This window comes from Rhizobium sp. BK377 (genome assembly GCF_014193935.1).
In the GTDB taxonomy this organism is placed as follows: domain Bacteria; phylum Pseudomonadota; class Alphaproteobacteria; order Rhizobiales; family Rhizobiaceae; genus Rhizobium.
In genome coordinates, this window is the sequence record NZ_JACIAC010000002.1 from 759,851 (window position 1) to 779,401 (window position 19,551).

Consider the following 19,551-nt stretch of genomic DNA (forward strand, 5'->3'; position numbering starts at 1 on the left):
GGCTTCATCGTTCATTGAATCAACGACTGAGCACGCCACCTCAAGCGATAGAAAAGACTCCGCAATCAGGCAGCGTCTTCGATCTCTTCATCAGTCTTGCGCGGCACGTAGTTAAGCACCGGTCCGAGCCAACGTTCGACCTCGGTGACATCCATGCCCTTGCGCCTGGCATAATCTTCCACCTGATCGCGCTCCACCTTGGCAACCCCGAAATAGTAGGAGTCGGGGTGGCCGATATAGATGCCGGAAACCGACGAGCCGGGCCACATCGCATAGCTCTCGGTTAGCTTCACACCGGCGGTGTTTTCTGCGTCGAGAAGACCGAACAAGGTCTTCTTCTCAGTGTGATCAGGCTGGGCCGGATAGCCGGGTGCCGGGCGGATGCCGGCGTAGGCCTCGGTAATGAGATCCTCGCTGGAGAGATGCTCGTCCTTGGCATAGCCCCAATATTCGCGACGGACGCGCTCATGCATGCATTCGGCGAAAGCTTCGGCGAAGCGGTCGGCTAGCGCCTTCACCAGAATCGAGGAATAGTCGTCATTCGAGCGCTCGAAGCGCTCTGCGATGGCGATCTCCTCGAAACCGGCGGTCACCACGAAGCCGCCGACATAATCCTGCACGCCGCTGTCCACGGGCGCTACGAAGTCCGACAACGCGACGTTCGGGCGGCCGTCGCGTTTCGAAAGCTGCTGGCGCAGTGTGTAGAACGTTGCCAACTCTTGCCTGCGCGCCTCGTCCTTGAACAGACGGATATCGTCGCCGACGGTACCGGCCGGCCAGAAGCCGATGACGGCACGAGGACGGAACCACTTCTCGTCGATGATCTTCTTCAGCATCGCCTGGGCGTCAGCCCAGAGAGCCCGCGCAGCTTCGCCCTGCTTCTCGTCTTCGAGGATCGCCGGGTAGCGCCCCCGCAACTCCCAGGTCTGGAAGAACGGCGTCCAGTCGATGTACTTGGCAAGTTCGGCCAGATCGTAGTCCTCGAACACCTTGGTTCCGAGGAAGCTCGGCTTGGTCGGCTTATAGGCTGCCCAGTCGACCTTCTGTGCGTTCTCGCGGGCGCGGGCGAGCGGCAGACGCACCTTTTCGGCTTCGCTGCGCGCATGGGCAGCAGCGACCTTGGCATATTCCGCCCTGATATCGTCGATATAACCCTGACGAGTGTCCGGCGACAGCAGCGAGGAGACGACGCCAACGGCGCGGCTGGCATCCGTCACGTAAATCGACTGACCCTTGTTATAGCCGGGATGGATCTTGACGGCCGTATGCACGCGGCTGGTCGTTGCCCCGCCGATCAGCAGGGGAATATCGAAGCCCTCCCGCTCCATTTCGGCCGCTACATGCACCATCTCGTCAAGCGACGGCGTGATAAGGCCGGAAAGACCGATGACATCGACCTTCTCTGCAACAGCCGTCTCCAGGATCTTCGTTGCCGGCACCATCACGCCGAGATCGATGATCTCGTAATTGTTGCAGGCAAGCACGACGCCGACGATGTTCTTGCCGATATCGTGCACGTCGCCCTTGACGGTCGCCATCAGGATCTTGCCGGCAGACTTGCGTTCCTCGCCGCCATTCTGACGCTTTTCCTCTTCCATATAGGGAAGGAGAACGGCTACGGCCTGCTTCATGACGCGGGCGGACTTGACCACCTGCGGCAGGAACATCTTGCCCGAGCCGAAGAGGTCGCCGACGACGTTCATGCCGGCCATCAGCGGACCTTCAATGACATGCAGCGGCCGCGCAGCCTGTTGGCGGGCTTCCTCGGTATCGGCTTCGATATATTCGGTGATACCGTTGACCAGCGCATGTTCGAGACGCTTCTCGACGCTCCATTCGCGCCAGGAGAGATCCTGCACCTTACCTTCCTTGGCGGCGGCGCCGCGGAAGCGTTCGGCAACCTCGAGCAACCGTTCGGTCGCGTCGGCGCGACGGTTCAGCACGACGTCTTCGCAGGCCTCGCGCAGTTCCGGATCGATCTGGTCATAGACGGCCAGTTGGCCGGCATTGACGATGCCCATGTCCATGCCCGCCTGGATGGCGTGGTAGAGGAACACGGCATGCATCGCCTCGCGCACCGGCTCGTTGCCGCGGAAGGAGAAGGAAAGGTTCGAGACGCCGCCGGAGATATGGACGAGCGGCATGGTCTTGCGGATCGTGCGCGTCGCCTCAATGAAGTCGACACCGTAGTTGTTGTGTTCCTCGATGCCGGTCGCGACGGCGAAGATGTTCGGGTCGAAGATGATATCCTCGGGCGGGAAACCGACCTTCTCGGTGAGCAGCTTGTAGGCGCGCGTGCAGATCTCGACCTTGCGTTCGTAGCTGTCCGCCTGCCCCGTCTCGTCGAAGGCCATGACGACGACTGCCGCGCCGTAATTGTGCAGCAGACGCGCCTGGGCGAGGAAATTCTCTTCCCCTTCCTTCAGTGAGATCGAGTTGACGATCGCCTTGCCCTGAACGCGCTTCAGGCCGGATTCGATGATCGAGAACTTCGACGAGTCGATCATCACAGGCACGCGAGCGATATCCGGCTCGGCGGCGATCAGGTTCAGGAACTCGACCATCGCCTTTTCGGAATCGATCAGGCCTTCGTCCATGTTGATGTCGATCACCTGCGCGCCGTTTTCGACCTGGTCGCGGGCGACATCGAGCGCTGCCGTGAAATCGGCATTGGTGATCAGCTTGCGGAACTTGGCCGAACCGGTGACGTTGGTGCGCTCGCCAACATTGACGAAGGGAATATCCTTGGTCAGCTCGAAGGGCTCGAGGCCCGACAGCGACATGAAGGGACGATGCTCAGGGACCGGCCGCGGCTTATACTTCGCCACAGTCTCCGCAATCATCCTGATATGTTCGGGCGTCGAGCCGCAGCAGCCGCCGACGATGTTGACGAGGCCTTCGCGGGCAAAGCTGTCGATCTGCGCCGCCATCAGTTCCGGCGTTTCGTCATACTGGCCAAACTCGTTCGGCAGCCCGGCATTCGGATAGGCGCAGATGAAGGTATCGGCAACGCCCGAAAGCTCCTGCAGATGCGGGCGCATCGCATTGGCGCCGAGCGCGCAGTTGAGGCCGATCGTGAATGGGTTGGCATGGCGCACCGAGTTCCAGAAGGCGCTCGGCGTCTGGCCGGACAACGTGCGGCCCGAGAGATCGGTGATCGTGCCTGAGATCATGACAGGCAGGCGGATGCCCTTCGCCTCGAAACGCTCCTCGCAGGCAAAGATCGCAGCCTTGGCATTCAGCGTATCGAAAATCGTCTCGATCAGGATGATATCAGCGCCGCCATCGATCAGGCCATCGATCTGCTCGGCATAGGCATCACGCAGATCGTCAAAGGTGACGGCGCGGAAACCAGGATTGTTGACGTCGGGCGAGATCGAAGCCGTGCGGTTCGTCGGACCGATGGCGCCGGCAACGAAGCGGCGCTTGCCGTCCTCGCGCTCTGCACGCTGGGCTGCCCGGCGCACGATCTCCGCACCTTCCTTGTTCAGCGCATAGACCTCACCTTCCATCTGGTAATCGGCCTGCGCGATGCGGGTCGAGGAGAAGGTATTGGTCTCAAGAATATCGGCGCCGGCCTTGGCGTAGTTGTAATGGATTTCTTCAATGGCGTCCGGCTGCGACAGGATCAGCAGGTCGTTATTGCCCTTCTGATGGCAGGCACAGCCGATGAAACGCGAACCGCGGAAATGGTCTTCATCGAAGCCCAAACCCTGGATCTGCGTGCCCATGGCACCGTCAAGGACGAGAATGCGTTCGCTGGCTGCCTTCTTCAGCGCCGCGAATACTTCACTGCCATCACGCTTGCCCCCTTCGGGGCCAAAGAGATTATCGAACACGGGAAGGCTCCTTGATATCACAAGATCGAAAACGACCAATCACATAAAGATATCTTTATGTCAACATATGCCTGTTACTTTAGGGACATTACGAGCCTTGGCGGATGACAGACTCGCACGACCTCTATATAGGCGTTTTCCTAAAGGCATTGTGCACGAATTCGGAGGAGTATCATGGCACCTGCACTCGGCAACTGGTCCACTCGTGCCTATCATCGCGGCTGGCTGCTTTCGCAGGCCAACGGTCTCTTCGATTTCTTCCAGCATAATTCCATCAATCCCAAAGGCGGCTTCTACGACCTCGACGACGCTGGCAAGCCGCTCAATGCCGAAGGCCAGGTACGGCCACTCCATATTGCCTCGCGCGCCGTGCACTGCTTCTCGATCGGCACGCTTCTCGGCCGCCCCGGCGCCGCAGATGTCGTCGATCACGGCATGAACTACATCTGGAACCAGCACCGTGACCGCAAGAACGGCGGTTACTTCTGGTCACTGGACAACAACGGTCCTGTTGATTCCAACAAGCAGGGCTACGGTCACGCTTTCGTCCTACTCGCCGCCTCATCGGCCAAAACGATCGGCCATCCGCTCGCCGATGGCATGCTCGCCGATATCACCGAGGTCCTGAACACGAAGTTCTGGGAAACCAAATTCGGTGCTATCGCCGAAGAGTTCACCGCGGACTGGCAACCGCTCGATGGCGGCACCTATCGCGGCCAGAATTCCAATATGCATCTCACCGAAGCGTTGATGGCCGCCTTCGAGGCGACCGGTGACCGCGACTACCTCACCAAGGCCGAAAGCATCGCCGATCTCGTCATCCGCCGTTCGGCCGGTTCCGTCGACTGGCGCGTCGCCGAGCATTTCGATGCCGAATGGAACCTCGATAAGGATTACTATCATCCGAACGAAATGTTCCGCCCCGCCGGCACGACGCCGGGCCACTGGCTGGAATGGACTCGCCTGATCCTGCAGCTCTGGGCGCTCGGGGGCAGGAAGATCGACTGGATGCCGGATGCGGCCAAGGCCCTCTTCGAGCAATCCATGGCTCTCGGCTGGGACAATGATAAGGGCGGCTTCTTCTATACGCTCGACTGGGCCGACAAGCCGGCCAAGCGCAACAAGCTCTGGTGGCCGGCCTGCGAGGGTGCTGCCGCCGCGCACTTCCTCAACGAGCACCTGCCGAGCGACTATCATGAAGAATGCTACCGCAAGATCTGGAACGTGATCGAGCGCAGCTTCATAGACCATGAGAATGGCGGCTGGCACGAGGAACTGACGGAAGACCTCGTTCCCTCGCACTCGCTCTTCCCCGGCAAGGGCGACATCTACCACGCCCTGCAGGCCTGCCTTATCCCGCTCTTCCCAGCGACGGGCAGCCTGACCAAGGGGATCATCGAAGCCGGCGGCAAGCTCTGAGGCGAAAGCCTCAGTAGCCAGGTATGGCCGGCGGCGCTGCGTTCGGATTCTGCTGGAACCACTGCACTTCCGCGCTGGTATCGTCGAGTTGATCCTGAACGTCACGCTGCTCTCTGCGGATGCGGCGCATATCGTCTTCGAGATCGTCCATCCGGCGGCGGATATCGCGCCGGTCTGCATCCGGCGCATCCTTGAGCTTGCGCGACAGGTCGTCGATCTCGGCTTCCTTCGATCCGTAGTCGCTTTGAAGCGAACTCAGACGCGACTGCTGTGAATTCTGGCGATTGCCGAGCATGTAGCCACGCAGAAAACCGGGCGCTGTCTCCGGTGGGCAGACATTGGAATAGCCGTGACCCGCCTGCCCGTGCATCAAGCCGCTCATCGGCGTGCAATAGCGCACCAAGCCTGCCTGATAACCCTGATACCAGATCGTCTGGTCGGGAACGATCTTCACCCGCTCGCAGGATTTGGCATGCGCGGCAAAACGCTCCTGCGGCTCGTATCCGGCAGCGCCGTCGGATTCACCGATCACCCGCCAGTCGGCGGCGACGCATTCTTCCTTCGAGAGCGTATTGCAGGAAGCGAGGAAAAGACTGAAACCAATTGCAAGAAAGGCAAAGAGCAAACGTAACATGATGTCCCGGCAGCAAGTCACTAAACCGGGCGCACCTTATCGTTACGACATGCGACCGTCACCGGGAACGGATCGCGATCTTGGGTTTTTTGTGGCTTCTATTTGTCAAAAATGCGGCAGTCATCTAAGCCGCAGGCTTTCGAGATCCTTTGCCAGGATCAGTGCCAGCGCCTCGACCGCGAGATTGTGGTCGTCGCGCTGCGGCAGGCCGGATACGGTGACGGCGCCGATGCAGCCCGTGCCTCTGACATTGATCGGGAAACTACCGCCATGCGGAGCATAATCCGCCGGCGAGAGCCCGTTATCTTCAACCGTCTTGCCTTCCTTCTGCAGCTTGAGGCCGGAAGCGTAGCTGCTGCGGAAATAGCGGGACACCATATTGCGCTTGCGCCGCACCCAATTGACGTTGTCAGGCGTCACACCAGGCAAGGCCGCGTAGAAGACCGGCATGGAATGCAGCGTGATATCGATCGCGATGCCGAGGCCGCGTTCGGTGGCGAGCTCCTGCAACAGCTTGCCGAGCTGCCATGCAGTCGTCAGATCGAAGGCATCGAAGCTCAACGCCTTTTCCTGTTCCGCAATCCGGATCAGATCCTCGTCGATCGACATGGCACGGCTCTCCTCTCAGCGTGATGATCGGCAGTGACCATTCTCACGCGAGGGGGAAAAGTAAAGTCAAAACTTGGGCCTGTGCACCATCAAGAGCTTCGATGTGATGCTCAGCCGATCGCTCGGCTTGGTGCAAAACCGCTCATCGCGCCCATGAAATGTTTCGGCAGCGGCGAGGCATAGGAGCCGCGCTTGCTGGTCGAAAGACCGAGCGACACGAGCGCTTCCGCCTGCTTGACGGCCGCCGCCACCCCATCGATGACGGGCACGCCATAGTGCTCTTGAAGCTCGCGCGCCAGATCGGTCATGCCGGCGCAGCCAAGCACGATTGCCTCTGCGCCATCCTCCGAAAGCGCTCTCTCGATTTCCGCCTTCAGCTTGCCGATCGCCCCTGAGGCTTCATCCTCCAGCTCCAGCACCGGAATATCCGATGCCCTCACCTTCGCGCGACTACCCATGCCATAACGGCGCACGAGATTGTCGATCAGCACCCGGGACCGCTCCAGTGTCGTCACCACCGTAAAGCGCTGAGCGAGGAAGCCCGCTGTAGCGACAGCGGATTCGCAGAGCCCGAGAACGGGCACGTCAGCGAAGGTGCGTGCCGCATCAAGCCCGGTATCGTCGAAGCAGGCGACAATCGCCGCATCGTAACCGGCCTCCTGCCGTTCCTTCAACTCCATCAGCAGCCCGGGGATGGCGAGCGCGCCGTCGTAGTGCCCCTCGATGGAGACCGGCCCCATGCGCGAGGTGGCGGCGACGATCTCGGTGCCGGCGGCGGCGACCGCACGGGCGGCGGTTGCCGCTTTCTCGGTCATGGAAGCGGTCGTATTGGGATTGACGATCAATATGCGCATGTCAGCGGGTCTTTGCCTGCCGCCGGCCGAGCATCGCCATGATGCCGAGCGCGACGAGAATGATGGTGAAGGAGAAAAGCGTTGTGACCGTGCCGAGCGCATAGAGCACCGGCGTCGTGACGTTGGTAGTCATGCCGTAGATTTCGAGCGGCAGCGTATTGTAGGTGCCTGATGTCATCAGCGTGCGGGCGAATTCGTCGTAGGAGAGCGTGAAACCGAACAGACCGACGCCGATGAGACTTGGGGCGATCATCGGCAGAACGACGTGCCGGAAGGTCTGCCATGACGTCGCGCCGAGATCGCGCGCGGCCTCCTCGTATGCCGGCGAGAAGCGGTTGAAGACGGCAAACATGATCAGCACGCCGAAGGGCAGCGTCCAGGTCAGATGCGCGCCGAAGGCCGAGGAATACCAGGCAGGCCTGAGCCCGCCCTGCTGGAAGACGACGCCAATGCCGAGCGAGATGATGATCGACGGCACGACGAGACTTGCGACCGTCGCGTAAAACAATACCGACGAGCCGCGAAAGCGCCGGCGGAAGGCAAGGCCCGCCATCAGCGAGACGACCACGGTCACCACCATCACCATCAGCCCGAGAATGAAGGAGCGTTGGAAGGAGGCGCCGAAATCGCCGACGGCCTGCTTTTCAAAGAGATTGAAGAACCAGTGCGTCGAAACACCATTCAGCGGGAAGGTCAAACCGCCATCCGGACCCTGGAAGGAGAGGATGACGATCGCCGAAAGCGGCCCATAGAGAAAGAGCACGAAAAGGCAGAAGAAGGCGGCAAGGACGTAGAATTCGAGGGAGCGTTTTTCGCGGTTCATCTCAGAGCTCCTTACGAATGTCGACGACGCGCAGGATCGCCGCGACCATCATCAGCACCACCACCAGCAGAACGACGGCATTGGCAGCGGCGGCTGGATATTGCAGCAGCGACATCTGGTTCTTCATCATCAGAGCCACCGAGGCGCTCTGCCCGCCGGACATAACCTGCACGGTGGAGAAGTCAGCCATGACCAGCGTGACGACGAAGATCGTGCCGATCGCTATGCCGGGCTTGGCAAGCGGGATGACCACATTCCACAAAACCTGCCTGCCGGAAGCACCGGCATCGCGCGCCGCTTCAAAGAGCGAACGGTCGATGCGCATCAGCGTGTTGAAGATCGGTGTCACCATGAAGAGCGTGTAGAGATGCACCATGGCGAGTACCACTGCGAAATCCGAATAGAGCAGCCATTCCACCGGCTGGGGTACGATGCCCATCTGCACCAGCGCCGAATTGACGAGACCGTTGCGGCCGAGCACTGGGATCCATGAGATCATGCGGATGATGTTCGATGTCATGAAGGGCACGGTGCAGACGAGGAAGAGGATCATCTGCGTGGAGGTCTTGCGGATATGGAAGGCCAGGAAATAGGCGACCCAGAAGCCGATAAAGAGCGTCAGGGCCCAGACAATCACGGTGAATTTCAGCGTGTTGAGATAGGTCTTCCAGGTCACCCATGAGCCGAGCGTGTCGGTATAGTTCATGGTCAGGAAGTCGGGATAGAGACCGGCGAAATCATAGTCCCAGAAGCTGACGATAGCGATCATCGCGATCGGCAGGATGAAGAAGAAGCCGAGGATGGCGATCAGCGGCGTGGCCTGCAGATACGAGATCGCCCATGGCGCAAGCCGGAAGGCGCGTTTGGGCGTCTCCGCGGCCGGTATCGTCTGCTCTGAAGCGATCGTGGCCATGCCTGGTCCTTTCCTTCATCGAGGTGAGAAAGGAGAGGTCGATGAAGACCCCTCCCCAACCCTCCCCACAAGGGGGAGGGAGAACGGTGCCGCACCCTCGACAAGTTCCCTCCCCCTTGTGGGGAGGGTTAGGGAGGGGAAAGTCGCGGATACTTAAGCCGCGATGAATTCGTTCCAGCGGCGGACCATGTAGCGGTCCTCGTCCATGACGGAGTTCCAGCACGCCACATGACCCATGCGCTCTTCGAACGAACCGCCATCGCGAATAGCGCCAGCCTTTTCCATGACCTTGCCTTCGGGCGAGAGGATATCGCCCTGTGCCGGCTTACCTTCGATCCAGTAGCCCCATTCGTCTGCCGTCATGAAGTTCTTGGCCGTTTCCATGCAAGCGGAGTAGTAGCCCTGACGGTTGAGGTAGCCGCCGACCCAGCCCGACGTATACCAGTTGATGTATTCATAGGCCGCGTCGAGCTGCGCGCCCTTGAGGTGCGCAGCGAGGCCGAGACCGCCACCCCATGAACGATAGCCTTCCTTGAGCGGCTGATATTTGCAGGCAATGCCCTTGGAGCGGACGGCGGCGACGGCCGGCGACCACATGGACTGGATAACGACTTCGCCCGACGCCATCAGGTTGACCGACTCGTCGAAGCTCTTCCAGAAGGCGCGGAATTGGCCGTCGTGCTTTGCCTTGATCAGGAACTCGATCGTCTTGTCGATCTCCGCCTTGGTCATGTTGCCCTTGTCGGCATATTTGATGTTGCCCAGAGCTTCCATGATCATCGCGGCATCCATGATGCCGATCGACGGGATGTTGAGGATCGAGGTCTTGCCCTTGAACTTCGGATCCATGATGTCAGCCCAGGTGGTGATCTCGCGGCCGACGAGGTCGGGGCGAATGCCGAGCGTATCGGCATTGTAGATCGTTGGCATCATGGTGAAGAGCTCAGTCTCCCCCTTGGCGAAAGTCTTGGCATCCTTGCTTTCGACATAGCCAACGGTGTGCGGCGCCGTGCCCTGGGCAATGACGCTGTCTGGCTTCAGCTTGCCGTTCTTGAAGAGCGGCACGACCTTGTCGTAGTACTTCAGCTTCTTCACATCCATCGGCTGGATGACACCGGCCGGATAGACCTTTTTCAGGATCCAGTATTCGATATCGGCGATATCGTAGCTGTCGGGCTGGGTGACCGCGCGCTGGGCAGCGGCGTCGGAATCCGTCGCGGTCATCTCAAGTGTGATGCCGAGGTCCTGCTTGCACTTCTCGGCGATCGCGTTGATGTTCGAAACGCCGGTGCCGAACTGGCGAAGCGTGATGTTGGACTGCGCCCAGATCGTCGGGAAGCCGGTGATGGCGCCCGAGCCGGCGATGGCGCCGACGGCGGCGGCACCGGTCTTCAGAAGCGAGCGGCGGGAAATTCCCTTTTCCGCCTTGGTGGTTTTCGTTTCAGTCGTCATGGCAGTTCCCCTTTTTTTAGTAGTGAAGTTCATGCGGAAACGCGGCCAAGGAGGACAGCATCCTCCAGAGCCCAACTCAAAGACACCGCATCGCCGACCGAGACCGGGCTGGCGAAGTAATCGCTGTCGCTTGCGATGACGGTGAAATCGTCGCTGCCAGCCCCGAAGACGGTGATCTTCACCGAGGAGCCGCGATATTCGATATTCGAGACGATGCCGTTGAAGCCGAGGGTCCAGTCGGTCGCCACCTGAAGGCGCACGCGGTCGGTGCGGATGCCGATATCGACGGCTTCGCCGACCTCCCTGCCCGTCCCGCGCACGGAAAAACTCTGCCCTTCCGGCACCGTCATGACGATCACGCCATTCTCGCTCGAAATGACACGGCCGGAGAGCACGTTATGATCGCCCATGAAGCGCGCGACGAAGGCTGTCGCCGGCTTTTCGAACACCTGCCGCGGAGAGGCCGCCTGCTCGATCTTGCCGTCATTCATGATGACGATGATGTCGGCGAGCGCCATCGCCTCTTCCTGGCTGTGCGTCACATGCACGAAGGTGATGCCGAGCGTTTTCTGTAGTTTTTTCAGCTCCGCGCGCATACGGATCTTCAGGAAAGGGTCGAGTGCAGACAGCGGCTCGTCGAGCAGCAATGCTTCCGGATCGGTGATCAAGGCACGCGCCAGAGCGACGCGCTGCTGTTGACCGCCGGAAAGCTGCGCCGGCCGCCTGGTGGCATAGGCCTCCATCTGCATCAGCTTCAGCATCTCCAGGGCCTTGGCGCGGCGTTCGTCCTTGTCGACACCTTTCATCTTCAAGCTAAAGGCCACGTTGTCGACGAGATCGAGATGCGGAAACAGCGCATAGGATTGGAACATCATCGCCGTGCCGCGCTTTGCCGGCGGAAAATCGGTGACAACGACATTGCCGAGACGGATATCGCCCGATGAAATCGTTTCGTGGCCCGCGATCATGCGCAGCGTCGAGGTCTTGCCGCAGCCCGAGGGGCCGAGGAAGCAGCAATAGGAACCGGCCGGGATCTTGAGGCTGATGGCATGGACCGCAGTGGTCGCGCCATAGACCTTCGAAACGGATGCTATATCGATCTCTGCCGCTTTCGACATCGTGTCTTCCCCTGTTCGAGAAAGACAATGCATCTGCCGTGCCAATTTGGTGAGCGCATCTTAATCCCTTGCAAATCATGAATTTTTAATAGCATCATCGGGACCGACGAAATCTTGGGCACTTTTCACACTGCACACAAAATGGGCTTTCGTCCTCAATTCGTGCAGAAAATCGTATACAATTTGACCTCTATTTTGAGCGCAAATTCCATTTAACTTTCCAGACGAAGGCGGCTATTGTTTGCTGACATCAAGGAAACCGATTTCATGAAATCCGCCGCCATCGCCATGGGCCAAGACGACATCAGGGATACGGGCGTCCCGCAGATCCGCGATGCAATCAGGGACGCGATCGTCGAGCGACGCCTGTCACCCGGCACGAAACTATCGGAAAGCGATGTCGGTAGTCTCTTCAATGTCAGCCGCACGCTGGCGCGCGCTGCCCTCCAGGCACTTTCTTACGAAGGTCTCGTCAGCGTCGAGAAGAACCGCGGCGCTTTCGTCGCCTATCCTTCCCCCGACGAAGCCCGACAGATCTTTGCCGCCCGGAGGCTCGTCGAGCCCGGCATTCTGAGGGAAGCGGCGGTCCACATCACGCCATCCGATATCCAGCACTTGAAGCAATTGCTTTTGGAAGAAGGCCGGCTGATGGGTGAGCGCGGTCAGACGGCAAGACGAGCCGAGATAAAGGCATCGGGCGATTTCCATCTGACGCTCGCCGCCATCTCGGGCAATGCAATCATGCAGCGCTTCATGGAAGAACTCATCGCCCGCTCATCCCTGGTAATCGCGCTCTACGGGCAGTCGACCGTATCGAGCTGCGGGCATGCCGAACACGGGGATATCATCGAAGCGATCGAAAGCGGGGAACTCGATCGCGCCTGCCATCTGATGCTTCACCATATCGCCCATATCGAGGCTGATCTCGATCTGCGCGAACGCAAGAGCGTTGGGTTGAAAGAAGCATTCGAACTCTGAAAACTCAGTGATGCGGTGATGGGATGTCGGCGGCGCGGCTGATCTCCTCCACACTCATCGGCTGGCTGGAACGCAACTTCACCTTGCCATCGGTGCCAACAAGTACCAGCCCGAATTCGCCGCTCTGTGGCCCCTGAAGCTCATCGCGCAGCTCGTCGGCATCAAGGTCCTTGCCATCCTCGAACATGGAGAATGCGCCGCCGCCGGCGATCGTGAAGACCTCGATATTGTCTTCGATCAGCCGCATCTGCGACTTGCGCAGCAATTCGTCCTGAACGATTGGCCTATCGTCCTCCGCGTCAGCAAAGACGATGAGGACATTCTTTTCGCCGAGGAACTGTTCCAGCGATCGCGGCAGGTGAGCCTCCTGAACGCCCGTTCCCATAATTTCGTGTAGAATGGATCTCAACATGGTGCTCATCCTTCTCTGCCTGTTTCAACGGCTGGAAATGAGCAGGGTTCCACAGAAGGATGGGGAATGGGATCGCGGCCAGCGCCGCGATCCTGAAAGCCCTATTCGCGCGGTTCAGCTTCGGATGCGCGCGTCGAAAGAGCGGCGATGTCAGGCGTACCATTGGCAAGAAGGCGCTTGCGCACCAGAACGCGCATGACGCGCGCCGCCGTGGAGAAAGTCATCTGGTCTAGCGGTCCCTCGCCTTCCCAGGGCTTGGTCAGTCGTTCGGTGACAGCGCCGACGATATTGGCCGGGACGATATCGGTGCATTCGCGCATAGCTTCGAAAACGAAGCTGATGGGAATAACCCTGCCTTCATGGGTGACAATCGGCTCCGTCAGTTCGCTGTCCCATTCCTCGTACGCATAAAGCGCCTCACGGAACAGCTGTTGCAGGGTGAACGGGGCATGTCCGTTGTGAAGTGGCGGCAGTGCATTCATCATGTCTGTCTCCTCTGATGGATTTAGCCAGCTTCCTCAAGACCCGGCCCGGATCGACGCGAAAACGAGAGCTCGACTCCTCCCTCGGACCAGATACACGATTCATTTTATAGAGTAACACAGGCGTGATAAAGCCATTTCTGACCGCCTTGTCTGCAGGCATCTTCTAACCGATTGAAATTTATCGAGACTTGTTGGTATTTTTTTGCTTCTGGGGCCGGCTAAAACGGCGTTTCGCCTCTGAGACGGCATCGACGGGGCGCATTTGGAACCTTTAGCGCGCTAGGCGGTTTTGCCTCGGCAAGCAGTCTGGGGAGATCCGCAATGACGCAAATTCACCAACCTGAACGACGCAGCCGCACCCTTCGCGGCCGCCCCTATAGTCTTCAGGAATTCGCCGCCAAATATGGCCTCAAGAAAGAGCAGGCCGAAAGCCTTTTTACCCGCTTCGGTCCGTCTTCCGTCGAGTTGGACTTGCTGATGGCGGCCAAACGCCGTCCGCCTGTTCTGCCCGATCATATCCACGAGTAGGACAGGACCGTGAACGGTAAAGACAAAATCCGCAAAGACGCAGAAGGACAGTTCGCGCGTTCGCGAGAGGGCCGCCGCAACAGCGGCGTCTCCAGCGCCAAGCCGCGCGACATTACCCATTCCGATGATGCCACCATCCATCGCAAACCGCCCGGCCAAAAGTCGCGAAAAGACTGGAACGTTAACCACGACGAGGCCAACAGCGAGCGGTCACGCTCTGAATGACCGCCCTCTCTGAAGGCAAAATTTCACCGAATATGTCGGGAACACACGTCGGGTGAAATCGTTCTTACACCGAGCATGGCAAGAGGTCATGCCAGCCCATCGAAATGCCGGCACATTGCCGGATTCATCTACAAGATAGGCGTGAGGTATCGTGTTCAGCGGTAGGCCTATCATGTCGATTCCATGGGATAAAGATCGGCTCAAGAAGGATGAAACGATGAGCAACACCTCCCGGCATGACTGGATATGCAAGCGGGCCTACGCGCTTTGGGAAGCGGAAGGCAGACCGCATGGCCGCGACGCTGAGCATTGGCTTCAGGCAACGGCGGAGCGTGACAGGCTGGAACAAACGCGCGCCTCGGCTGATGGCAACGAGGTTCTCGTCAAATTCCGGCCGAAAGTTCCAGAATCTCGCGAGCCCACCGTCCAGATCAGTCAACGCCACAGGCTCCCCCGAGCGGTATGAGGAGGCGAGCTAGTCCAAGCGTATCCGGAAACGGGCGGAAAAATCGCCTTCCCACCACATTGGGAAATTGGTTCCCCACTTGTTATTATGCAGGTTGAAGCGGATCCCTGCTTCAAAATCCGGCAGCTCCTTACAGAACGTCATGAAATCCCAGCTCTGCGGCGCAACCAGCGGCGTGTCGAGGGGCTCGATGAAGAGCGTTCCGGCATTCGCAAGGTCGCCGCGGACGGCGGAGACGGCCTGCAGCTGCGCGCCGCCGGATCTGGCGAAACTGCCGGACCGGTGCCATAATCCCGTCTTCCTGAAAGCCCAGTCCTTTGCGCCCTCGGGTGTGAACGACAGGAAACTTGCCTCCGGCATGCGATTGGCCGGCTTGTAGCGCAGCGAGAGGCGCAACTGCAGGGTACCGCCATCACTCGAAAACTCCACGGCGAGCTGGCGTGGCGCCCCAAACCGCTCGACGGCTTCTGCGGGCATGGACAAGAGAAGCCCGCCGCCGCCCGCATGTTCCAGTCTCGGCATAAAAACCTTCGAAAGCGCCGCACCCGAACGGCCAAGCCCAGGCTTGTCGTGATCGAGCACTGCCCATTCCTGCCGATGCGTCAGATAACTGTCCATATGTCTGGCGACATCGGCGGCGTCGTAGCTCTCATAGCGATAGGCGATCAGCGAACCATTGCGACCGGCAATCCTGCGCCCCAGCGGCGAAGTCACCGCAGCGACATCGCCCGTCACCTCATCGAGCTCGATCGACCAGTCACTGGCACCAAGGCGGGTCTCCCTGCTCGCGCTGCCGACGAGCGCCGGCGCGAAGAGTTCTGCGAGCACCGCCTGCGCCTGCTGCTGGTCGTCGGCATCGAGTTCGGCGACAGCCTGGTCGATATAGCCGCGCTGCTCGTCCCACGACGCCTCGGTATAGGCGAAACGGTAATCCCCTTTGCGGGCCGCTTCAAAATCAGCTTTTGCCCAGGCCTTGTCGTCGCGCAGATAGGATTTGATATCCACCCCGCAGGTATGCTCCGCCACCATGGCGAGCCCGCGGCCGAAAGCGAGCCTGCGCCGATTGAGTCCCTCGCCCGCGAAGCGGTCATAGAGCCGCTGCAGGGCCAGAAATTTCGCCGTCTTCAATGGGTCGGTGGCGCTACCATGAATCCAGCTGTCTCCCAACTCCAGCTCCAGCACCGGAAAACGCTCGCGCTTCTCCCAGAGGATCGCACCATAGTCCTCCAGCGTTGCGGCGCGGATGACCGCTTCAGGCGCGAGGCGGCGCATGTCGCGATAGGCTTCCGCCGTCTGCGGCACGCTCTGCGGGCCGATATTGTCCTGCGTATGTGCAAAGCTCAGCCCGTCGTCGAAACCTTCGGGGAAATAGGTTTCGCCATAGGAGCGCTGGTACATGACGACGACTTCAGCACCCTCAAGCGCGCGCCAGCGGAAGATGTCAGGCACATCTGGCGGCGGCGAGGCCGTATTGACGCCGAGATGCAGGAAGCGGATGCCGGCTTCGGCAAGCAGCGGCACCATGCCGAGCGTGTGACCCGGAACATCGGTCATCTTCGCCGCAATCGTCTGCTTGCCAAAGCGGCGGTCGAGCTCCTGCGAATAGGAAAGACCCGCTCGGAACAGGTCCGGTGACATCAGCTCCGTGTGGGTGGTGAAAGGCAGCCCGTGCCAGCGGATGAGCCCGCGCTCGATTGCCTGTTCCAGTGCCGCGACCTCGGCAGGCGAACGCGAATTCAGATGATCCCAGATCAGCCACGCACCTGTTGTCCAGATGAACTTCGGTTGTTCAGGATTTTCGGCATAGAAATGCGCGCCGGTCTCGATCGCCTGCGGAATGAAGCGCTCGTGATATTGCCGGCGAACCTTCTCCGCATGGTCGGTGAAACCGATATCGAGATGGGTCTTGAAGACCAGGTGCACACGCTTTTCCGTCATCTGCATTCCGCTAGATCAGTTCTGCCATCGCAAGCAGCTTTCATGAGACGCAACGAAAATGATTCTGCGTTCCACACGAAATCCCGATCCTCTCCCAATATGGCACAATGGCATTTTGTGTAACCGTTTCCACAAACAGCTTTGCGCTTCATGGTAACGATCCGTCAAGCATATTTGCTTGAGTGATCCAGAATATGCTGGATATTTCGCCGAGCTGGTCTTTGCCTATCTTGCTTCCGACAGGCAACACAACTTAAGTGACGACAAAATGTGAAAGCGTGTTCACCCGCCATTAACCTGACCGGCCAAGGTGGTTCACGCGCGATACACCTGTCATCTTGCTGCTTTACACGACAAAGCCAGGACTTCCGCTAATGGCCCCCATGATCGAAATCGCCGTTCATGTTCCACGTTCCGATAGGGCGAACGAATTCCCTCCCCCGCGCGAGATTCCGCCGGGAGGTTTTGACACGACAATACCTGGGCGGGCCGCTTTTCCGGCGGTTGCGCGGCATCAAGATGCACCGCGACCTCTCCGGCGCGCACTCGTCGATCGCGGCGACTCCGATTCCAAGGAAGAAATGCGTGACTGACGTAACGATAAAGGAGCGATTATTTCTCTTCGCAGAGCGTCCGGTGAACCTCTGTCCAGAACAAGGCAAGCAACGTATCGCCGCTTCGTTCGGCAACGAGCGCGCGGATCAGCGCCTCGGAGCCAGCCATGTCCTGCCAGCTCGATCTCAGCCCTTTGGCTGCCTGATGGCATTCGGCGATATCGAACGTTCTCTTGCTGTCCATCTGGAGCCTCCCCGGAAAAGGCGCTAACAGACGGATCTGGAAAAGTCATTCCCCGCATATGTGGGGATGCCTTGTATTTTTGACATTCCTCGCGGTAGGATTGAACGGTTTGAGACAGGCGGCACGATGACGGAAAACAGTTATTCCCAAAAGTTCGAACCCGTTTTCGAACAGATCAAGGCTGCGGTCAATGTCGATGCTTCCATCCGCATCTTCCAGGCGGAGTATGCCGTCGACTATGTCACCTATCACCTCGCTCAGACCATAGCGGCAAAGATCGACGCCCCTTTCGTGCGCACCACCTATCCGGATGCCTGGGTCTCGCGCTACCTGCTCAACAGCTATGTGAAGGTCGATCCGATCGTCAAACAGGGCTTCGAGCGCCAGCTGCCCTTCGACTGGAGCGAGGTGGAGCCGACGCCGGAAGCCTATGCCATGCTCGTCGACGCCCAGAAGCACGGGATCGGCGGCAACGGCTATTCCATCCCCGTTGCCGACAAGGCTCAACGCCGCGCGCTGCTGTCGATCAATGCCCGCATGCCGGTCGATGATTGGACCGCTATGGTCAAGCTCTATCGCAATGAATGGATCGAGCTCGCCCATGTCATCCATCGGAAGGCAATCTACGAGCTTCACGGCGAGAACGACCCGGTACCGACGCTTTCTCCGCGCGAAATCGAATGTCTGCATTGGACGGCACTCGGCAAGGACTACAAGGATATCGCCGTCATCCTCGGCATTTCCGAGCATACGACCCGCGATTATCTGAAAACCGCCCGCTTCAAACTCGGCTGCGCCACCATTTCCGCGGCCGCCTCGCGGGCCGTGCAGCTGCGCATCATCAATCCCTAAATTTTTCGTCCCGGCCGGACCGAAACCTCCGCTGGCTAAACGTCGGGCGTACCGGAAGGTATGGCCTTCTCTGATCTTTGCACCTTGACGAAACCCGCTCCGCGGCATGCTTCAAGCTGCCTGGAAAAGGCCCTGATGGATCCCCCCATATGCGGGGGCTCATCTGTAGGCACCCATATGAGGGAATTTCCGACACCGCCGTCCTGAACCATTCTGCCTTCACGAACCAAACACGCTGGAGGGCAAAATGTTCGTTATCATTCAGGCACATGAGTATCAGAAATACGCTTTCATACTCGACCAGATGTTCCGTCTGCGCAAGAAAGTCTTTGCCGATACTCTTGGCTGGAACGTTCCGGTAATCGGCCCCTTCGAGCGCGACAGCTATGACTCGCTATGCCCGGCCTATCTCGTCTGGTGCGACGAAACCCGCACCCGCCTTTACGGGGGCATGCGCCTGATGCCGACGACCGGACCGACCCTCCTCTACGATGTCTTCCGCGAAACCTTCCCGCAGGCAGCCGATCTCGTCGCCCCCGGCATCTGGGAGGGCACCCGCATGTGCATCGACGAGGAAGCAATCTCCGACGATTTTCCCGATATCGACTCCGGCCGCGCCTTCTCGATGCTACTGCTGGCGCTTTGCGAATGCGCCCTCGATCACGGCATCCACACCATGATCTCCAACTACGAACCCCACCTGAAACGCGTCTACAAGCGCGCCGGCGCCGAGGTCGAGGAACTCGGCCGCGCCGATGGCTACGGCAAATATCCGGTCTGCTGCGGCGCCTTTGAAGTTTCCGAGCGTGTGCTCACCAAGATGCGCGCATCCCTCGGCATCGATACCCCCCTCTATACCCGCTACGTCCCGACGCGTTCCGTCGTGACCCAATTCCTGGAGATGGCAGCATGAACCGCGTGAACGAAACCACAGTGCAGAAAGATATCGGTGCGTTGGAACGACATATCCTCGCATCCCGCGATATTGCCACGCAGATGGGAGACCCCTTCCTCTCCTATCTCCTCTCGATGGCTCTTTTCACGATCTATGAGAAGAAGGCGCATCAGGAAAACGATCTGCTGAAGAGCAGCTACAACTAGAGCAATTCGAGCAAAAGTGCTTGAGCATTTTGCGTCCGGAGTTGCGTGAAAACAAATAGATAGAGCATTTTCGTTATTCGAAGAAAAATTGGAAATGCTGTGGCGGC

At 59.3% G+C, this 19,551-nt stretch carries 20 protein-coding genes; 8 read left to right on the top strand and 12 right to left on the bottom strand.

The window, feature by feature from the left end; translation table 11 throughout:
• Positions 1–65: 65 nt before the first annotated feature.
• Positions 66–3,839 carry a methionine synthase gene (metH, locus tag FHT92_RS12475; RefSeq protein ID WP_183825414.1) on the bottom strand — a complete coding sequence of 1,258 codons (3,774 nt, stop codon included), beginning with the start codon at positions 3,837–3,839 and terminating at the stop codon, positions 66–68.
• 174 nt (positions 3,840–4,013) lie between these two features.
• On the opposite strand from metH, the gene FHT92_RS12480 reads away from it, so the two are divergent.
• On the top strand, positions 4,014–5,258 hold the full coding sequence (locus FHT92_RS12480) for an AGE family epimerase/isomerase (protein WP_183825417.1): 1,245 nt from the start codon (positions 4,014–4,016) through the stop codon (positions 5,256–5,258).
• Between the two features lie 10 nt (positions 5,259–5,268).
• Here FHT92_RS12480 and FHT92_RS12485 read toward each other — a convergent pair whose 3' ends face one another.
• From FHT92_RS12485 to FHT92_RS12515, 7 genes are all read right to left on the bottom strand, one after another.
• Complete coding sequence (locus FHT92_RS12485; protein ID WP_183825420.1) at positions 5,269–5,892, bottom strand: DUF2799 domain-containing protein; 624 nt, start codon at positions 5,890–5,892, stop codon at positions 5,269–5,271.
• A gap of 120 nt (positions 5,893–6,012) precedes the next feature.
• Entirely contained in the window at positions 6,013–6,501 is a 489-nt protein-coding gene (locus FHT92_RS12490; RefSeq protein ID WP_183740909.1) for a heme-degrading domain-containing protein, read from the bottom strand.
• A gap of 110 nt (positions 6,502–6,611) precedes the next feature.
• On the bottom strand, positions 6,612–7,355 hold the full coding sequence (locus FHT92_RS12495; protein ID WP_183825423.1) for an aspartate/glutamate racemase family protein: 744 nt from the start codon (positions 7,353–7,355) through the stop codon (positions 6,612–6,614).
• A 1-nt stretch (position 7,356) separates the two neighbouring features.
• Positions 7,357–8,178: an ABC transporter permease gene (locus FHT92_RS12500; protein ID WP_183825426.1), complete on the bottom strand. Its 822-nt coding sequence runs from the start codon at positions 8,176–8,178 to the stop codon at positions 7,357–7,359.
• A gap of 1 nt (position 8,179) precedes the next feature.
• Entirely contained in the window at positions 8,180–9,091 is a 912-nt protein-coding gene (locus tag FHT92_RS12505; RefSeq protein WP_183740918.1) for an ABC transporter permease, read from the bottom strand.
• Between the two features lie 153 nt (positions 9,092–9,244).
• On the bottom strand, positions 9,245–10,543 hold the full coding sequence (locus FHT92_RS12510) for a PotD/PotF family extracellular solute-binding protein (RefSeq protein ID WP_183825428.1): 1,299 nt from the start codon (positions 10,541–10,543) through the stop codon (positions 9,245–9,247).
• 29 nt (positions 10,544–10,572) lie between these two features.
• A complete protein-coding gene (locus tag FHT92_RS12515; protein WP_183825431.1) occupies positions 10,573–11,661 on the bottom strand; it encodes an ABC transporter ATP-binding protein in 1,089 nt (362 codons plus the stop codon).
• A 267-nt stretch (positions 11,662–11,928) separates the two neighbouring features.
• Between FHT92_RS12515 and FHT92_RS12520 the strand changes: the two genes are divergently transcribed.
• Complete coding sequence (locus tag FHT92_RS12520) at positions 11,929–12,639, top strand: GntR family transcriptional regulator (protein ID WP_183825434.1); 711 nt, start codon at positions 11,929–11,931, stop codon at positions 12,637–12,639.
• A 4-nt stretch (positions 12,640–12,643) separates the two neighbouring features.
• On the opposite strand, the gene FHT92_RS12525 is transcribed toward FHT92_RS12520, so the two are convergent.
• The gene (locus FHT92_RS12525; RefSeq protein WP_183825436.1) at positions 12,644–13,051 is read right to left on the bottom strand and encodes a DUF4174 domain-containing protein; all 408 of its coding nucleotides are present in this window, start codon (positions 13,049–13,051) and stop codon (positions 12,644–12,646) included.
• Between the two features lie 101 nt (positions 13,052–13,152).
• Positions 13,153–13,536, bottom strand: a complete 384-nt coding sequence (locus tag FHT92_RS12530; RefSeq protein ID WP_112564635.1) for a hypothetical protein — start codon at positions 13,534–13,536, stop codon at positions 13,153–13,155.
• Between the two features lie 321 nt (positions 13,537–13,857).
• On the opposite strand from FHT92_RS12530, the gene FHT92_RS12535 reads away from it, so the two are divergent.
• From FHT92_RS12535 to FHT92_RS12545, 3 genes are all read left to right on the top strand, one after another.
• A complete protein-coding gene (locus tag FHT92_RS12535; protein ID WP_183740935.1) occupies positions 13,858–14,064 on the top strand; it encodes a hypothetical protein in 207 nt (68 codons plus the stop codon).
• Between the two features lie 9 nt (positions 14,065–14,073).
• Positions 14,074–14,289, top strand: coding sequence for a hypothetical protein (locus FHT92_RS12540; protein ID WP_312858760.1), 216 nt, complete (start codon positions 14,074–14,076; stop codon positions 14,287–14,289).
• Between the two features lie 217 nt (positions 14,290–14,506).
• Positions 14,507–14,755: a DUF2934 domain-containing protein gene (locus tag FHT92_RS12545; RefSeq protein ID WP_183741840.1), complete on the top strand. Its 249-nt coding sequence runs from the start codon at positions 14,507–14,509 to the stop codon at positions 14,753–14,755.
• A 9-nt stretch (positions 14,756–14,764) separates the two neighbouring features.
• Here FHT92_RS12545 and FHT92_RS12550 read toward each other — a convergent pair whose 3' ends face one another.
• A complete protein-coding gene (locus FHT92_RS12550) occupies positions 14,765–16,693 on the bottom strand; it encodes a DUF5054 domain-containing protein (RefSeq protein ID WP_183825439.1) in 1,929 nt (642 codons plus the stop codon).
• A 612-nt stretch (positions 16,694–17,305) separates the two neighbouring features.
• Positions 17,306–17,491: a hypothetical protein gene (locus tag FHT92_RS12555; RefSeq protein ID WP_183740940.1), complete on the bottom strand. Its 186-nt coding sequence runs from the start codon at positions 17,489–17,491 to the stop codon at positions 17,306–17,308.
• 126 nt (positions 17,492–17,617) lie between these two features.
• Between FHT92_RS12555 and FHT92_RS12560 the strand changes: the two genes are divergently transcribed.
• The 3 genes from FHT92_RS12560 (at position 17,618) to FHT92_RS12570 (ending at position 19,444) form a co-directional block, all read left to right on the top strand.
• Positions 17,618–18,343, top strand: a complete 726-nt coding sequence (locus tag FHT92_RS12560; RefSeq protein ID WP_183740943.1) for a LuxR family transcriptional regulator — start codon at positions 17,618–17,620, stop codon at positions 18,341–18,343.
• A 247-nt stretch (positions 18,344–18,590) separates the two neighbouring features.
• On the top strand, positions 18,591–19,256 hold the full coding sequence (locus tag FHT92_RS12565) for an acyl-homoserine-lactone synthase (RefSeq protein WP_183825442.1): 666 nt from the start codon (positions 18,591–18,593) through the stop codon (positions 19,254–19,256).
• On the top strand, positions 19,253–19,444 hold the full coding sequence (locus FHT92_RS12570; protein WP_183740948.1) for a hypothetical protein: 192 nt from the start codon (positions 19,253–19,255) through the stop codon (positions 19,442–19,444). The genes FHT92_RS12565 and FHT92_RS12570 overlap by 4 nt, the downstream gene beginning before the upstream one ends.
• Positions 19,445–19,551: the final 107 nt, after the last annotated feature.

Bases quoted from the DNA above. Each gene is read 5' to 3' on its own strand.
- FHT92_RS12480 (WP_183825417.1), top strand. From the start codon at position 4,014: ATGGCACCTGCACTCGGCAACTGGTCCACTCGTGCCTATCATCGCGGC.
- FHT92_RS12485 (WP_183825420.1), bottom strand. From the start codon at position 5,892: ATGTTACGTTTGCTCTTTGCCTTTCTTGCAATTGGTTTCAGTCTTTTC.
- FHT92_RS12490 (WP_183740909.1), bottom strand. From the start codon at position 6,501: ATGTCGATCGACGAGGATCTGATCCGGATTGCGGAACAGGAAAAGGCG.
- FHT92_RS12495 (WP_183825423.1), bottom strand. From the start codon at position 7,355: ATGCGCATATTGATCGTCAATCCCAATACGACCGCTTCCATGACCGAG.
- FHT92_RS12500 (WP_183825426.1), bottom strand. From the start codon at position 8,178: ATGAACCGCGAAAAACGCTCCCTCGAATTCTACGTCCTTGCCGCCTTC.
- FHT92_RS12505 (WP_183740918.1), bottom strand. From the start codon at position 9,091: ATGGCCACGATCGCTTCAGAGCAGACGATACCGGCCGCGGAGACGCCC.
- FHT92_RS12510 (WP_183825428.1), bottom strand. From the start codon at position 10,543: ATGACGACTGAAACGAAAACCACCAAGGCGGAAAAGGGAATTTCCCGC.
- FHT92_RS12515 (WP_183825431.1), bottom strand. From the start codon at position 11,661: ATGTCGAAAGCGGCAGAGATCGATATAGCATCCGTTTCGAAGGTCTAT.
- FHT92_RS12520 (WP_183825434.1), top strand. From the start codon at position 11,929: ATGAAATCCGCCGCCATCGCCATGGGCCAAGACGACATCAGGGATACG.
- FHT92_RS12525 (WP_183825436.1), bottom strand. From the start codon at position 13,051: ATGTTGAGATCCATTCTACACGAAATTATGGGAACGGGCGTTCAGGAG.
- FHT92_RS12530 (WP_112564635.1), bottom strand. From the start codon at position 13,536: ATGATGAATGCACTGCCGCCACTTCACAACGGACATGCCCCGTTCACC.
- FHT92_RS12535 (WP_183740935.1), top strand. From the start codon at position 13,858: ATGACGCAAATTCACCAACCTGAACGACGCAGCCGCACCCTTCGCGGC.
- FHT92_RS12545 (WP_183741840.1), top strand. From the start codon at position 14,507: ATGAGCAACACCTCCCGGCATGACTGGATATGCAAGCGGGCCTACGCG.
- FHT92_RS12550 (WP_183825439.1), bottom strand. From the start codon at position 16,693: ATGACGGAAAAGCGTGTGCACCTGGTCTTCAAGACCCATCTCGATATC.
- FHT92_RS12555 (WP_183740940.1), bottom strand. From the start codon at position 17,491: ATGGACAGCAAGAGAACGTTCGATATCGCCGAATGCCATCAGGCAGCC.
- FHT92_RS12560 (WP_183740943.1), top strand. From the start codon at position 17,618: ATGACGGAAAACAGTTATTCCCAAAAGTTCGAACCCGTTTTCGAACAG.
- FHT92_RS12565 (WP_183825442.1), top strand. From the start codon at position 18,591: ATGTTCGTTATCATTCAGGCACATGAGTATCAGAAATACGCTTTCATA.
- FHT92_RS12570 (WP_183740948.1), top strand. From the start codon at position 19,253: ATGAACCGCGTGAACGAAACCACAGTGCAGAAAGATATCGGTGCGTTG.